This is a genomic window from Pedobacter cryoconitis, assembly GCF_001590605.1.
GTDB classification, from domain to species: domain Bacteria; phylum Bacteroidota; class Bacteroidia; order Sphingobacteriales; family Sphingobacteriaceae; genus Pedobacter; species Pedobacter cryoconitis_A.
In genome coordinates, this window is the sequence record NZ_CP014504.1 from 2,346,908 (window position 1) to 2,362,631 (window position 15,724).

General features: G+C 34.9%; 15 protein-coding genes and 1 pseudogene. 9 read left to right on the forward strand and 7 right to left on the reverse strand.

All coding sequences use genetic code 11. The features are described from left to right. Positions 1 to 67: 67 nt before the first annotated feature. From AY601_RS25635 to AY601_RS10100, 4 genes are all read left to right on the forward strand, one after another. Positions 68 to 208, forward strand: a complete 141-nt coding sequence (locus AY601_RS25635; RefSeq protein WP_157287836.1) for a hypothetical protein — start codon at positions 68 to 70, stop codon at positions 206 to 208. Positions 209 to 399: 191 nt separating this feature from the next. After that, positions 400 to 897, forward strand: coding sequence for a hypothetical protein (locus tag AY601_RS25640; RefSeq protein ID WP_157287838.1), 498 nt, complete (start codon positions 400 to 402; stop codon positions 895 to 897). 223 nt (positions 898 to 1,120) lie between these two features. Next, the gene (locus tag AY601_RS25920; protein WP_068400112.1) at positions 1,121 to 2,545 is read left to right on the forward strand and encodes a hypothetical protein; all 1,425 of its coding nucleotides are present in this window, start codon (positions 1,121 to 1,123) and stop codon (positions 2,543 to 2,545) included. 69 nt (positions 2,546 to 2,614) lie between these two features. Next, positions 2,615 to 3,223, forward strand: coding sequence for a hypothetical protein (locus AY601_RS10100; protein ID WP_068400115.1), 609 nt, complete (start codon positions 2,615 to 2,617; stop codon positions 3,221 to 3,223). 248 nt (positions 3,224 to 3,471) lie between these two features. Here the strand turns inward: AY601_RS10100 and AY601_RS10105 are convergent, their stop codons facing one another. Both AY601_RS10105 and AY601_RS10110 read right to left on the reverse strand, forming a co-directional pair. Next, on the reverse strand, positions 3,472 to 4,149 hold the full coding sequence (locus AY601_RS10105) for a macro domain-containing protein (RefSeq protein WP_068400120.1): 678 nt from the start codon (positions 4,147 to 4,149) through the stop codon (positions 3,472 to 3,474). A gap of 246 nt (positions 4,150 to 4,395) precedes the next feature. After that, a complete protein-coding gene (locus tag AY601_RS10110; RefSeq protein WP_068400124.1) occupies positions 4,396 to 6,000 on the reverse strand; it encodes a hypothetical protein in 1,605 nt (534 codons plus the stop codon). Between the two features lie 333 nt (positions 6,001 to 6,333). Between AY601_RS10110 and AY601_RS10115 the strand changes: the two genes are divergently transcribed. Then, on the forward strand, positions 6,334 to 7,068 hold the full coding sequence (locus tag AY601_RS10115; RefSeq protein ID WP_084359193.1) for a DUF4369 domain-containing protein: 735 nt from the start codon (positions 6,334 to 6,336) through the stop codon (positions 7,066 to 7,068). 200 nt (positions 7,069 to 7,268) lie between these two features. Here the strand turns inward: AY601_RS10115 and AY601_RS10120 are convergent, their stop codons facing one another. The 4 genes from AY601_RS10120 to AY601_RS10140 all read right to left on the reverse strand — a co-directional run bounded on the left by AY601_RS10120 (position 7,269) and on the right by AY601_RS10140 (position 10,390). Continuing rightward, a complete protein-coding gene (locus AY601_RS10120) occupies positions 7,269 to 7,529 on the reverse strand; it encodes a helix-turn-helix domain-containing protein (protein ID WP_068400130.1) in 261 nt (86 codons plus the stop codon). A gap of 206 nt (positions 7,530 to 7,735) precedes the next feature. Next, a complete protein-coding gene (locus AY601_RS10125; RefSeq protein ID WP_198163663.1) occupies positions 7,736 to 8,290 on the reverse strand; it encodes a peptidoglycan-binding protein in 555 nt (184 codons plus the stop codon). Positions 8,291 to 8,692: 402 nt separating this feature from the next. Beyond that, a complete protein-coding gene (locus AY601_RS10135; RefSeq protein ID WP_068400139.1) occupies positions 8,693 to 9,355 on the reverse strand; it encodes a DUF6266 family protein in 663 nt (220 codons plus the stop codon). Positions 9,356 to 9,610: 255 nt separating this feature from the next. After that, the gene (locus AY601_RS10140) at positions 9,611 to 10,390 is read right to left on the reverse strand and encodes a hypothetical protein (RefSeq protein WP_068400141.1); all 780 of its coding nucleotides are present in this window, start codon (positions 10,388 to 10,390) and stop codon (positions 9,611 to 9,613) included. 638 nt (positions 10,391 to 11,028) lie between these two features. On the opposite strand from AY601_RS10140, the gene AY601_RS10145 reads away from it, so the two are divergent. Continuing rightward, positions 11,029 to 11,484: a hypothetical protein gene (locus AY601_RS10145; protein ID WP_068400144.1), complete on the forward strand. Its 456-nt coding sequence runs from the start codon at positions 11,029 to 11,031 to the stop codon at positions 11,482 to 11,484. A 182-nt stretch (positions 11,485 to 11,666) separates the two neighbouring features. Here AY601_RS10145 and AY601_RS26340 read toward each other — a convergent pair. Beyond that, positions 11,667 to 11,840 (reverse strand): annotated as a pseudogene (locus AY601_RS26340) (hypothetical protein); the annotation flags it as partial. 379 nt (positions 11,841 to 12,219) lie between these two features. Here AY601_RS26340 and AY601_RS26210 point away from each other — a divergent pair. The 3 genes from AY601_RS26210 (at position 12,220) to AY601_RS10155 (ending at position 15,720) form a co-directional block, all read left to right on the forward strand. Then, positions 12,220 to 12,351, forward strand: coding sequence for a hypothetical protein (locus AY601_RS26210; RefSeq protein WP_257722239.1), 132 nt, complete (start codon positions 12,220 to 12,222; stop codon positions 12,349 to 12,351). A 225-nt stretch (positions 12,352 to 12,576) separates the two neighbouring features. Continuing rightward, positions 12,577 to 13,914 carry a C1 family peptidase gene (locus AY601_RS10150; protein WP_068400147.1) on the forward strand — a complete coding sequence of 446 codons (1,338 nt, stop codon included), beginning with the start codon at positions 12,577 to 12,579 and terminating at the stop codon, positions 13,912 to 13,914. Positions 13,915 to 14,274: 360 nt separating this feature from the next. Further along, positions 14,275 to 15,720: a hypothetical protein gene (locus AY601_RS10155; protein ID WP_157287844.1), complete on the forward strand. Its 1,446-nt coding sequence runs from the start codon at positions 14,275 to 14,277 to the stop codon at positions 15,718 to 15,720. Positions 15,721 to 15,724 lie beyond the last annotated feature (4 nt).

Here is a 15,724-nt window from a genome sequence, read left to right on the forward strand (position 1 = left end):
TACAGATGAGTTTAGCCGAATCTGTAATTGATAAGCTTTTGCAGGAATTTCTCCGGCCAGCCGCGTTTTGAGACCGAAGAATTCTGGTACAGTACCTGCACGCTTGACGGCCAAAAAGATTATCCGTTACAAATACCTGTTACCTACACCTGACGGTGATCCGGGGAAGACCAGCAAGATTTTTATTGCCCACTACCTGATGAAGTAATCAGAAAATGGTAAATTACTACTTTATATAAATTACAAAATTTGATTATTATACAATAAAATATGCTGACGGCCTGATACAACAAGACATATATACACAAGCAGTATTCAATCTACCAATGAGCTTAACAGCCATTATGAAGAGAAGACCTATATGGCTCGTTTATGTAATAATCCTCTATCTTATCGATAATGAAGTTAAAACTTTCGTATTCCATCACAATTTATTTAATTGTAATATTTATAATAGCATATGTTTTCTCAAATCTTGAATCTATTCAGGAGCATACATTGGGATTCATATGCTATCTCACTCTTATACTGATTGCCTTTTATTTCTTCTTTTCAAGATTTAGCTGCAAGCTTAATATTGATGGCAGTACACTCCATATTAAATACCTAATGCCCTGGAATAAGAATGTCCATATTGATTTAAAAAACTTTAAATATTTTGATTACGGAAGAGGATTTTATAATCTTGTTTCTGAAAGAGAGAAAGGGTTCATGAATTTATTAAGATACCCTTATGATACTATTGTTTTAAGCGAAGGGCCCGACTTTAGCAGTAATATTTTAATACTAAAAGTCAACTTAAGACTTGGGCAATTCAATAAATTACTCAACTATCTAAAAAACCCAGTGGGACTTAAATTAACAGATTCAAATGGTTCTGGAGGCTATTTCTGGTAAAACATAGGTTTCTAATCACATAGGAGATAAAACTCCGCAAGCTTCAGAATCCCGATTGCTTTACCATCTCATTTTGACCTCTGACTGAAAAATCCAATAAGTGAAGAAGAAAGTTACGGGTTTCCGTATTTGACAGATTTTCACCGCGTCAAAACCTCATTTGACGTAAAAAAAAAATTCCTACTCGGTTTAATAACTATACTTGGTTAAATGTAAATTAAGTATGAAGAAAATTTTAAAGAATAGTTCAGTTAAGCTAGTTTTTTCACTAGTATTTCTCACGTTAACTTATGCTTCCTGTAAAAAGGACAAACCCGTAACGCAGTCTACTTCTGACGTTGCAGGAACATCAATATCAAGTGCAAAACAAAGTTTTGAAAAAAACTCAAAAATTATTGAACCTAATTATACGGGCGAATCATTTTTGTCAAAAGAATTATTGGGTAAAAGGAAGTTAGATTGGGATAACGCCTTTTCACAAAGTAATGGTGATACAGTTGCGGTATTTGTGCCTGTTAAACTTGATGCAAGAATTACACTTGAAGATGGAGGTTTATCTGGCACTCGTTTAGATAATTTGTTGTACTTAAGGCTTATGACAACATCTAAAGCGTTTGATGGAAGTGAAGCGCAAATGATTTCTATGATTCCTGATCAAGTGTGGGAAAAAGACAAAAATTTCAGTGGTCACATGTTTATAGAAAACTGGTTTGTGCCAAACTTATCAGTTGTTAGTAGAACAAGAAACTCGACAATCCCTACAAATAGCACTGAACATAAACCAGGAGACAAAGTTGTAAATGGTTTCCCTCAATGTTATACAGCCATAGAGACGGCTTGCGTTGGTGCTGGTGATGGACAGACATGTTATACGACAACTCACACGGCATGCGCTGGTGGCGGTGGTGGTAATGGTGGTAGTGGCGGTGGCAGCTGGGGAGGTGGCGGCAATAGCGGTGGCGTTAGTGGCGGTGGTGGTGGTACTGGTACACCCGGTGGTGGCGGAGGTGGTGCAGGTGGAGGGGGGAATGGTGGTACCTCTGGTAGTATCGCCAATAAAGATATAATTGATTCATTAAGAGGATATCCTTGCGCACAAGCACTAGTAGCGAGATTATCTACTTTAAAATCAGACATACCAGGTCTAATAAAAAAAACTTTTTCTGTAAGTGATGAAGTAAATTTAACATTTGAGCCAGATAAAAGACTTATAGGCAGCACAACTGACGGTAGGTTTAATTCGGCAAGTGGGTCAGCTTACGTAATTGGCTTAAATCCTGATGTTTTAAAAAACGCTTCTAAAGAATACATTTTAGTAACTTTATATCATGAAGCACTACATGCATACTTCGCAGAAAAAAAGGAAAGATTGGGGGAGGCAGAATTTAACAGACAATTTCTTGGGATGAATGTTAACGGAGGAAGGCTCGTGGCTGTTCAAGATCAAGCCCACATGCCAATGGGATATGATAAATATATTCGTGGGCTAGCAGACGTAGTAATAGCTTTCAATCCAAGTTATGACCGTAACAGAGCATTGGCTTTGGCTCAGGGCGGGATTATTATGCTCTCTAATGTTGACAGTCAAACAAATTCACAAGAAAAAGATACTAGTAAACCCGGATATACCGGCTCAAAATGCCCGTAGTTGGCAAAGCAATTTTACAATAACAAAAAATTGCAAAAAATATTTATTTAGTTATATAAACCAATCTCTATGAAAAAGTTTACCAACATATTTATTACCAGCTGTTGTTTTTTAATTGCTATTTCTACAGTGGCTAATGCTCAAGCCCCAGGAAAAAGTAAAAAAACGCCGTTCATAAAATCAATCGATTTATTTGTTAACGGTGGGTTTAAGCAAAGTGAACTACAAGATAGTATTGCGTTATATGCAATTAATTTCAGAGTTGATTTGATTAAAAAAAATGACGGAAAAATTGAGATAGCTGGAGTTAGTGTGAACGATAGTTTAGCATATAAACTGTTTCCATCTTATAAAAAATTATACACTATTGACTATAGATCGGTGATTGGCACCAGAAAAAAAGCATCATTAATCATTCCAATATTAATTTCTAATAGTTCAGCTACCGCTAAAAAAAGATATGTAAAAAATGACGGAAGTGATTTGATTGAGATGAATGCAGCTGTTAACGCAGCTTTTGCAATATATTCAACAATAAAATATGATAACCGAAAAGAGGCCAATATCTCACTTTATGAAAGAATATATAAATCTGAGAACTATAGAGCAGAACAAGATTTTGACCCTAATAAGGTCTTTTTAACTCCATATTTTATTAAAATTGTAAACATTCAATAAAACATACTTAGTTGGCCAATAGCTATTAAATAACAAACTATATTACAGGAAGGATCTAAGGTAAACTTAGATCCTTTTTTCTTTTTAGATTCGAGATAAAATTTCTTATGTCTATGAAGGATTTAAATGATGATTTATGATGTATCGTTCGATAAGTAGAGCCAAGGTCCAGTCGGTAATTCATCAATTGGTAGTTTTTATGGAAATGATGACAGCAAGGGTCAATGATGAGCGGGGGTATTACTTATTTAAGTCAGAGTGTTTGTATTAAGTACATATCCAAATGCTTTTTCTAATGTCTTTTCTCCAATACCGTCATAATTAGCTAATGTAATCATTGAGTTTATTTCTCCGTTTTGGATTATCTCTGAAATTTTTCTTGCGTATTGTGGTTGTATACCTGTTTCTGCTTTGATTATCTTCTCGTCTAATGACAACCATTTTGTTTTGAACAATGCAAATAAATCGTCTGTTTCATTTGGGTCATAATCGTATATTTCAATGTCTATAGCACATTTTCCTAAATACTCGTCCATAAGTCTTTTTACTTCGTTTGTGTCTAATCCTCCGTTGTGCGTGCCTAGTAAAGGAAAGGCGATCGAGGTAATTCCTTTCTTCTCGTAGGTTTCTGCGAATTTTTGTACGCCTTGCTCAATCCATTCTATTTTGCTTGGATATTTCCAATGAAACTTTGTGGGAAAACTTAAAATCCAAGGTGCATTTTCTTGTTTCGTATAAAGCCACAATGAACCTGTTTTGATGAGTTTATTTTTACAATGCTCTTTGTATTCTTCATACATTTTTGGATAACGAAGTCTATGCACAAAGGCAATTCCTTTGCCCATTACGCCAACACAATTCACGGTGTTCACAATGGTTTGACACTTTGTATTGAAAATATTTCCTTTTATATGTTTTACTGCCATTTCTTATCTGTATAATTCAAAAATTAAACCAAAATTGAAGCGTATCATTTTGTATGTACAAACAAATTTCTGTTTGATTCATCTATGAAGCCATTTCATTTGCAGTTGAAGGAGAAGTAAAAGCGACTGTCCAATCCGCCAGGTTAGAAGATACTAATGCGGTATTTGATAATATGAAAAAGGGAGATATCAGCGGTCGGATAGTACTTGAAATCGCAAAACCATAAATAATGTTTATTTAAATTACTATAGGTCATTGCTAATAAAAGAACCGTGAAACCCAGGGTGATCAATCTCTATGATTTTCATACTTTCCAAATATTCCCTTTGCTGTTTTGTTACAAATAAATAAGCATTATATTGATGGCTGTTATTAGCTAATTGAATGAGCTGATATTCGTTGTACTGCTTTTGGATAATCTCATTAATGAGATAATAAATTATTTTGTCATTAAATTCTTTACCAATTAAATCGTAATCCAATTCATGATAATTACCATTACACTTGAAAGAAATCTTGAAAGTTGCTGCTGTTCCAAAATTAAACTGTCCAGGAATTCCATCGCTAATTTCTGTGAAGTTTAGCACACCATGTGAAATGTGGTTTAGTGCCAATAGAAAATCGCGATATGGTTTCTGCCCGGCGTTTATCATGTGACTGGCAAATGCGGTCATATCCGGAAAAACATCAAACAGATCTCTTATATTACTATAAGTATTTTTATAAACATCACTCATGATCGTATCAAGCTGTTCATCCCCTAAGTGGAATAATAAACCACACTTTTTGATATGATAGAAAGCATATTGTATATGCGTATAAGATAGAGGGGATTTGTATAATAGCGGAGAAAAAGTATGGATTAAAAATCTTTGTTGCATATCATAAAAATCCAGGACATTATTGTTTTCCTCTCGGAAACGACAAATGGCAAATGGAGATTTGCTATCTTGAAATAGTTGTTCATGTAAATTATTGGAGATTCCGGTCAACCTGTAACTCCGGTTGAAATCAGCTAGCATCTGATTTACAAAGCGCAAAATATCATACATGAATATCTTGGGATTATACTCGGTTCGGGTTTCATTCTCAAAAAATATGGAGCAATACTGATGCTTTCTGTTCCCAGTATCAATAATCACTGTCCTCTGTTTATTGCAATCATCACGCGCTCCCTTAAAGTCTTCCTTATAAGTTGTTATCTCTAGGATAGAGAATGCGTCATCAATCAATTCGTTTAATATTTTAACCAGGTTTTTTAATAGATCCTGTTCCTTATTCTTATAAGCGGAGAGTTCAATAAACCTGCATCCATGGCAATAGCTGAAAAAATCGAGATTGGTTTTAAGCTTACCAGCCTTTATATCGAAGAATAATTTTTCTTTCTCCTGTTCATTAATCAATCGGCCAGAACCATTAGAGCTTTCCGCGCTGAGCAACTCAGCAAATGCTAATTGCTCCTCCAAGCTGAAAAATCTGGAAAAGGACATGAATTCAATGGATAAATGCAGCACGGAGCAATAGCTGAATTGATCTCCTTTCAGAGGAACCCTTTTTATCTTCTGATAAGCAATCTCAGATATTACTTCATTCCGATAAAGAATCTCAACAAACTTCAGAAACATGGGTTCATCTGGAAAATAATCCTTATGATCTTCCTGTGGCAGACTGTTCGTCCAAATAGTGCCCGTATTATGCTTGTCAGCTAATATTTTTTCCTGATAAAACCTACATAAGACCTCCAAAACTTCATTAGGCTCAGATGTACTGTGTTCCAGGGCCTTATTTAATTCTACAACTTCTTGTTCTTTAATTATTCCTGCTTTGAACAGGTCGTTGAATAATGACATAATTGGGGTTGCTCATTCTGTTTTACATTGCCTAATATACAAATACTTAAATAATCAGCGAGTCAGGGAGCATAACTTACTAATTCAACACGTATATTTTGAAGAAAAACACACTTTTAATCTGTTTACTCTTGTTTAATTTTTCACTTATAAAAGCACAAGAAAAATCTTTTGTTGTGAATGAGAACAGAGACCGGCTAGTCAATCTGGTACTACAACAAAAAGCAAAACATAGGTTCACTCCTTCAACAGAGATTAGTTCTTCATAATTGTAGTCTTCCAGATTGGTTGTATTCATAAATTTTACTTATTTTAAACCCATAAAACCCAATAATGAGAGCTATAATAGTCATTTTAATTTGTGTAATCCCTTTAATAACAAGATCTCAGAATAGCATTACCATTCAGGGCAGAATGAATAAACTTAATGACTCAACAAAAGTATATTTGCAATACCCCGATACATCAGGTCTTATTTTCTCGGCAATTGATTCCGCATTAATTATTAATGGTCAGTTTTCATTTGTCCTGAAAAACAAGGTGCCCGAAAAAGTATTTCTTACTATTCGCCGTAAAAGTATAACATCGCCACCTGCGGATGACTCTGACCAGCTCCCTCTGTATCTTGTATTTTCCAATTCATCTATTTCGGTTGTATCAAATACAAATCATATTAAAGATGCCACTGTGATAGGTTCTAAAACTAATGGAGATTATACCGCCTACAATAATCTGCTAAAGCCTCACGAAAAAGAGAGTCAGGCTCTGCTTGCTAAATTCAAAGCAAGAGGCCCTAATGCCATCAAGGATACTTTATTTATGAAAGAGCTGATTAGTCAGAGAGACCTTCAAAATAAAAATAATTTGGACCTGGCGATACGATTTATGAGGAGAAATAATAATTCTTATTTTGCACTTGAGATCTTGCAATCCTGTTTTTTGCAAGGTTTAATAAATCACGACATTGCTGAATCCGAATTCAATAAATTTCCAATTGAATTAAGAACAACTAACCTCGGAAAACAAGTTTCTAAGGCAATCATAAATTCCAAAATTGAGCCCCGTTGAGATGGGCCACGTTCATGAGATATTAAGTGCCCAATGTCCTCAAACAAATAATGAAACCGAAGTAAAGCCTTGGGTGTCTCGTCCTGAAAAAACCTCAATTAATATTCCTGTTAATTATAGTCGATGCTCCGTGATGTAACATCGACTATAATTTGTTCAATTTACTAAGATTCTTTGTTGGTGGAAATCTAATCTTCATTTTATCTCATCCTGAATTTACTTACCATTAAGCTCATCACATCTTCTCTTCTGTAATAAAGACAGCCGACAATAATCACAGACTTCAATAACTTTTTATTTCGCCATCTTCTTAAAGTACGGTCGCTAATGCGGAACATAGATTTCAAATCATTGGTATCTAACAAATTTCTTTCATGAGTAACAAATTTCTCCTCCTTTTTCGTACTCATCATTTCAGCCAGGACATTTATCAACAAATTCACTTTATCGTTCATTTCCATATTCACATGATTAAATTTTAAACTATCTGAATTATTCAACGATTGTTAAATAGTCACATTAGGGAGGAATAATCAAAAAAGTATGTATAACTCTTTTGCAGAATAATTTTAAGTTTTTCAAAATAAATAGGTTTAATAATACAGTAATATAATAAATATTATTTATCAAAAAGAAAACACAATATCTTATTTAACAAAAATTAACACTAATCAACTTTTACCCAATCAGAAATTCTGTAAATAGTCTTGATATGTCTCTTTTTTCTATAGACTCCATCACCTTCCCTGCTGCCCTGAATATTCGTATTCCCTTCTACACTATTTACCCAATCTCCTTTTTGATTAACTGTCAGTCCAACATGGGCTATTCTTTTTAATTTAACAAAGTATATACCCAGCAAATTACCTGGTAAAGCAGAACGTGCTAAACGGGATAAAGGGAAAAGATCTGGTGTCCAACCTGATCGTGGTTTATCATAGCCAGCCTGTGCAAAAACCCAGCTCACAAAACCTGCACACCAGGGCTGCCCTTTTTTTAAACTTACACTGGTCAAATAAGTCTCTACACGAAATCCGTCATTGTTTCCAGTCATTTCCCTCACCCCTATTTCTTTTTCCGCAATACGAACAAGAAGCTCTCTTTTTTGGCACTCCAGAGCGTTGAAGCTAAATTTCTTATTTAACAAATCGCGATCAAGCAAGCCGAAGCCACTAATAATAACAAAGCAAATGATGCCCAGTAAAAGCCTAATTGTTGCCATGACGGTAAAATATTAAATTGTGAAACCATAAATGTTAGAGCGGGTAACTTCATAAGTAGCCAAAACCATTGTAATAACCACCACGATAAAGCGGTTATTAAAAGAAAGCTAATCATGCTCAATAAAATCAATAGCCAGATACTTTGATCTATGCTACCTACCCTTTCATCAAATAAGTTGAGAAACCTGGGCGCAAAGCACCATATTAACAGCAAAACTGCGAATATCATTCCAGGTTCCGATCTTTTTAAGGAGGTATTAACAACCGGCGATAATTTAATTATACCCGGCAATTCTATAGTTTTTATATTCATCACATTTTAAATTTTAAGAATTTATCAGTTATTAGCAATCTTATTATATAAACCGGCAAACTCGTCAGCTTGCCGGTTTATTCAAATCCTACGCAATAGCTTTGACAGACCCCAGATAAACACTGGTACTTACCTTTTTACCATTTAAAGAAGAAAAGTAAAACCAGCAATGTAAAGTGTTACCAACGATAGTTTTAGACAGCATACGTGCTTCTAATTTACCAGCGGTTCTGACCGCGGTAGATGGAATTAGAAAATAATCCTTCGTTTCATCGTAAATTATTATACTAGCTCTATCCGTAGAACGCTCCAAACGTTCATCTTCTGTGTTAAAATCCAAAGGATCATAGGCCCAGCTGATTCCTACTTTACGTCCTGAAACTGGCACTGCTAAAAGGTCTTGTGGACTGTCCAACTTTCCAAGAGTCAGTTTTAACTTAGCATAATTGATCGTAAATAATGGAGACACACCTGAGATAGCTTCTTTCAGATTAAATTTAACCGCCTCGTTCATCGGGCCAGACAGTTTGTTGCCGGATTGGTATCCTTTACTCACAACCTCACTAATAGCACCTAAAAAACCGGTTATTAAGCCAAATTTTTTACGTTGATCAATTTGTGATCTGACTGGTGGCTTACTGGTTTTTTTGGGTAAACTTCTCATTACATCCAACGTACGCCAGCTGGCACCGATTACTGTTCCTACTTTTCCTGAGAATCCACCAAGGATTCCTGTTCTGATCTTTCCCATTTTCTTTAATTTTAAACAATGAATTATTCTATTAATTCAAGTCAATAGCATGCCGGCCGCTTAAACTCGTTAAACGAAAGTATATCAATAAATTAGCTAAAAAATAAATTGACCGCAATAGTCCGTTATTGTCCGCACTTGACCGCGTTTGACCGCAATTGTCCAACACTGAAAAAGCTTTATTTATTAAAAACAGGGTTAAAACAAGAAAGGCCCTCCAATTAAGGAGAGCCTTTGATAATAGCTGCTGCAAAATTAACCGAAGTTCAAACCTGGCATTTCCATCCATGAATGATTATCCTGATTGGTAAAAGTGCCGGGACTTAAGATTGCATCACATATGACAGCGGGATTAAATGATTTACTATTCAACAAGGTAATACCATTATAGAAACTCAAAAAAAGTACAGCGATGCTTAGACAACCGTCTGGAATTTTAAAAGAAAAATCAATCAGATTTATTAATTCTTCGTTTTTTTTAAGGGTAATGCTATACTTTTCCGGACTAAGAATTCTTTTACCATCTTTCAGCCGGATTAATCCGACTACGAATGTTAGTTTGCATTGAGTTGCATACTTTGGAAAACGCAATTTTGGCGCGTTACCTGACTCATCATAAACAATCTTCATAATTCCCTGATTGAGTTCGATTTTCGGTTTTAAATTCAAAATCTTTTTTACAGGAGATTTAATATTAAATTCAAAACCAGCCAAATTACCAAAACTGTTTCGCTTAAAAAGGTATCCCGTTTTTGTGGGATTCTCACATGCTGTAAGGACTGTAGTCAGCGCACTGGTGAATCGAAAAACATAACTTGTTTCGTTCATTCCACCGTTGGTATTATGAAATATGCCTCTAATATGTTTTCCAAGCATGCTACTTTTACCAAAATTCTCTGATGCCTTTTTGGTTTCCACTGATTGTTTCATTGTACCTGGCACAGGTCTTTTTGAAACAACCTGTACCCCATCTACTACTTTAAAAATGAAATCGCCCAGGATTCCCTTTAAAAATTTACCGTCGAAAATTGCCATAAATATTTTCTTTTTTATCAATGTAAAGCATTTGTGCTAAAGCGTATCATCCTGAGCAGGCAATGTCCATAATTGTCCGCGGCTGTCTGCAATTGTCCGTAGTTGTCCATGTTCTGGTCAAAGGAAAGATTATAAGGTTCATCAGTCTTCAACTAGTTATGCTTTGTTTGTGCCTGAGTGGTGGTCGGTGTAAGACCAAGCTTTAAACAGCCTTTAACCATAGGTACTCCAAGTCTTTTCAACTAGTTGTTTTTACTTGGACTTGCCATGCTCTCACGTTACTTTAGCATTGCTCTTACCCTAACGAGTACTCGGACAGTACTCAGGCAGTACCCGACGGATACTCATGTAAATTAGAAGGCTTAACTCTTTCCAAATGATGTGCATCGCTCAATTTCTTCCAGGTCTTTTTTACTACACAGATTCAATCCCTCAAACTTACAAAGCCTATAAACTCTGTAAATGCGTAGCAGGATATTACGCGGCAAAAACTAGCAAAGCCATCGAAAGTTATTACGTTTGAAGAAAAACCTGATTTTACCTTCATAAGGATATGGCTTTGGCTTCGAAAATTCTGCTTTTGAACTAAGAATTGATAATAATAGTGCCTATAAAAACTCGTATAGACTTTATAAAAAATGATAAAAACAAAATATTTATTCTTGTATTTGATAATTTCTACGCTTATCTCTTGTATAAGTAAAGACAATAAAAAGATCAACAAAGTAGATTCAGAGAGATTAGTTACTGTTTCTTTAAATTACATCCTAAAAAACAAAAAACTTGCGAAAGAATTTTACGACGAGCCAATTCAGATTATAAAATCAAATAAATTGCCGATTAATTCTATAATAGTTGTGAACGATAAAGTTTGTGTTCTGTTACCGGAAAACACCAATATTAATAAAATATTGAAAACAATGGACTTATTTAAGCCTAAACCTATAGTTGAAATAACTGGCTTTAGATTTGAAGGAAATTTAATTAAACTTGATCTTATATTCAGAACAATTGGGCGAAGTTTTAAGCTAGGAGTTAATGCCCAGGAAAATACAAATTACCAAGTTATAAACTTAATTGATTCAGATATATAAATCAGAATTTGGGCGATATCCAATAAACTATATAAACGGAATCTATGATTAGCCTGGATTCCGTTTATATTTTAGAATTAGAGATTAACTGTCTGGTAATCAATTAACATAACCTTTATTTAAAAGCAAAACATCGATGGTCAAATATTAAATTAGACTTTCTCGTTCCGAATTCAAATAATCTAGTTGCTTATCTTCAAAAACTTGTCCAAGTGCTTCGACACCAGCTCCAATTTATAATCCATTTCATGCTCGGTTATTGGAATAAACCAATAGCAGCTTATTCTTTTTCCATTAAATTCAAAAACCTCCGGCTCTTCCCCAGCCAAATAAGGAAACGAAATAAAACCATGATTACACTTTGAATTTTCCGTTTTTTATACTGATTTTTCTGTTTTGAAAAACTTTCTTATGTAAATTCTTTTCAGGAACGGACGCGTCACAAACACTAGAATCAAGGAGATAAAAAGCCCAGAAATAGTAGAGATCTTACCCGTTCTTACCGTCATGTCTATAGATTTGCCGCAGTGAATCTGTTTCGCCAAAGAGATGGTGCTTTCCTGATAATCTTGAAATTGTTGAGAATCCGTGTATATATGCCTTTAAAGTTAGTCGCGGTCAATATGTAATATGTTTCTTAAAGTTGACTAGGAGAACCTTCTTTTGCATTAATTCCGAAATTAAGAAATAAATAGCTAAATTGTAGTTATAAATTAACCTCAAAAAAGAAAAACAATGGGAATTAAACCAGGACCAAAAAAAATTGCTGAATCCACAGGAAAACCAGACAAGCGTCAACGAGACAATAAAGAAACTCCGGGCAATACACCTTCACTAAAACCACACAAACATACAAAAGGAAAATAATTACAAATAATCACCAGAAGACACTAGTAAATGGCTTGTGTCTTCTGAGGGTTCTAGTGAATTTAAGCACCTTACAGCTAAAAATTATATCGTTCTGCCAGATATAATGAAATCCTTTTCGTTTTCTAAAAATCTTTTTATTGAAATAAAATTATGCGTTTTCAATTTTAGAAAACTAGATCCGTCTCAAAAAACGAAATTTTAACCTCTCTAATTTATATATAAATGAAATTTAAATTAACAATGTTAGGGCTATTTATCGTTATTAACGGTTACGCCCAAGATTTCGCCATTGGTGCTATTGAAACCGATGCAGCAACATATAATCGGATAGGCCAGGCTCCGATGCCTGTAGGAAGTAATATCCCGGCTTCGGTAGATCTAAGTCCAAGGATGCCACCGGTGGGCGACCAAAACATTCAATTTAGCTGCGTGGCTTGGGCAACTAGCTATGCTGCATATGGTTATGCAAATAACCAATCAACTAACTGTAATTACTTTGATGCAAATGGTGCCCAAAATGGTGATTGTTTATTTTCTCCTTCGTTTATATATAACCAGATTAATGGGGGGCAAAATAGAGGGACAAGATATGAAGATGCATTCAGTGTTATGAAGAATCAGGGAAATGCGACTTTAAATTCAATGCCATATATACCAAATAATTGGCAAACTCAACCTAACTTTCAAACTCGTCAGATTGCTGCTAACTTTAAGATAGATTCCTACTGGCAATTGGGCGTGACTGGAGGGGATATGTTTTTAGAAACAAAAGCCTACCTGGCTCAGGGAGTACCCGTAGTGGTTTCCGCAAAAGTTGATGACTACTTTAAACCAAGATCTTACTACCCAAATCCTTATGTATGGTCGAACTGGAGTGGGCAAGTCAACGATATGAGCCATGCTATAGTAATTGTTGGTTATGATGACCATACTGCCAGATTCAAGTTTATTAATTCTTGGGGTACAAGATGGGGAACTCAAGGGTACGGCTACATCAGCTATGATATGTATAGAGGGGGGGCAGTATCACAGGCCTGGATTATCAAAACAAAGAATAGTTCTATCAATTCACCTGTTGTTCTCGCGAGAGAATCCAAGAATATCAATCAGGAAGATGTAAATGCTGGTCTGAATTTCACCATTAATTATCCCAGCTTTTTTATATTTCCTACAATGCCAACTCCTCAGCAATATAACTCTGCCTTAATGACTTTTACAGGGTTTGCATCCATTCCTGTAGGATTAGGGAGCAATTCTCAGGTAGTGATCTATTTCTATTTTAATAATAATGGAAGTAAAGGTAATTTTGTAGGTTCGATTAATCCAGCTACAAGAACTTTAAAAGGACAGGCAGTAATCAATACAATGGTGACACCTTTATATCCAAATACTAATTTCACTAGTCCAATTACCCTAAGTATTGCATATAGTGATTTGGGAGTTCAGAAAGGTTATCCTTTTGTAGCAATCACAACTAGCCTTATTGCAGAGCCCGTGCTATTGATTGATAATTTCCCTGTTAGAATTGGCAGATTGCTACCCTTCACAGTTTCTCTATAATCTAATTAAATTCACGGCAAAGTAGATTATCCAACTAAGGATAAAGCAATATATCATGGAGCCTGGGATTTACTCAGGCTCCATTTTTTGTAGATCTTCGCCGAAGATAATTCCGATGATCTCAACAAATCATTGTAACCCCTCCTAAAAATAGAACTGTAAAAACGCGAAAATTCAAAACTTTAAAACAGCAAGATTAGGCTAAACCGACCGGAGGCGTAATCAAAATTAACCTAAGTGAAGGATAAAAATACGGGTTTCCGGATTCACTGGATTTTCACCGTGTGAAAACCTTGGTTGGTGTAAAAAATTAATTTTCAATCAACTTAACAACTATACTTGATTAAATCTGAATTAAGTATGAAAAAACTATACGTATTGAAACATCTATTTTTAGTTGTTTCTCTAATGCTCTTTTTGCACTCATGTAAGAAAGACAATGTCAATGTAGTTGTCAAAGACCAACCTTCTACGCAATCTCTTGTAAATATTGTTAAGTCATCTCTTGAAAAACAGTCAGTAGCAGGAAGTCCAATGATAAGCAGTTTAAAATCTATCGGTCTGACACCAGACTGGTCTAATGTTAAGACCCGGATAAACAGTAAAAATAAAACTGTACTCGCTATCCCTCTTGAAAAAACTATTAGTTCATTTTCTGAGTTAAATGTTATTATAACTAATGGAATTCCGAATGAAGTAATTAAAAAATATACTGTAGCGGAAGATAAAACAATATTGTTAGAATTTTATGCCTTAAATGGTAATCTATTAAAAACTGGAAGGTATAATCCTGCAACAAGAAAATTCTTGGAATCGAAATCTTTGCTTAACAAGGTAAGCCTATATGAAAATTTAAAAAGTGGGTTTAGAAGCAATGGCAATGTACTACTGTTACTATCAAATAATAATGTTAAAATGTCATCAAAAGACAGAGCTATTGCAGGTATCAATGAGCCTAAAAAGCCGACTGACACTCCAGATCTTGGTATCCCTCTAGATGAAGTAGATATAGTTACAGAAGGCCCTAAAAAACCGGACGTTCCTGATCCACTAGGTCCACCTTCACCAGATCCAAATACTGTAGATTCCTGGCCAATTGAGCCTATAAATGAAGCAGGTGGAGCTAGTGAGACTACTGACCCTGCTAATAGTTTTGTAGACAAAATTGACGATACAAAATTAAAGGATTGTTTTAAAAAAGTAGTGGAAAATATAAAAACTATAGATAAAGCTTGCTTTCCAAATATGGTTAAAGTTTTCGCTGGTACAACTCCAGGCTATAATTGGAAAATGCAAGATGGTTATAGCGGAGGCAATAATGGAGATACTAATTCTATTTATGATAAAACTTCGCAATCAGTGACCTCAACATTTGATTCTAATTTATTTAAAGGCGGTAGTGACTTAGCAATTGCTAAAACTATTCTTCATGAGTCTATTTATGCTTATTTAGTTGCTTATTTTGCCAAAGATGCATTGTCAGCAAATATTACTTATTCAGATCTTGTTACAAAATGGGAGACCTCTCATGACTTAAATGGGATCCAGCATGACGTAATAGTAAATCGCCTGATAGGTAGTGTAGCTAGTAATTTAATAAACTATGGAAAAAATCAAGGATATAATTTGCAAGATCAATTTTATTATGATTTATCTTGGGGTGGACTACAAAACACTTCAGCATTCAAAAATTTCAGTCCAGACGTACAGAAAAGAATTCTGAATGTAATTAAAATAGAACAAAGTGGAATAGACACCGATGGAAATCAAAGTAAACCGAAAGGAAATACATCTGGAGGCTGCTAAACAA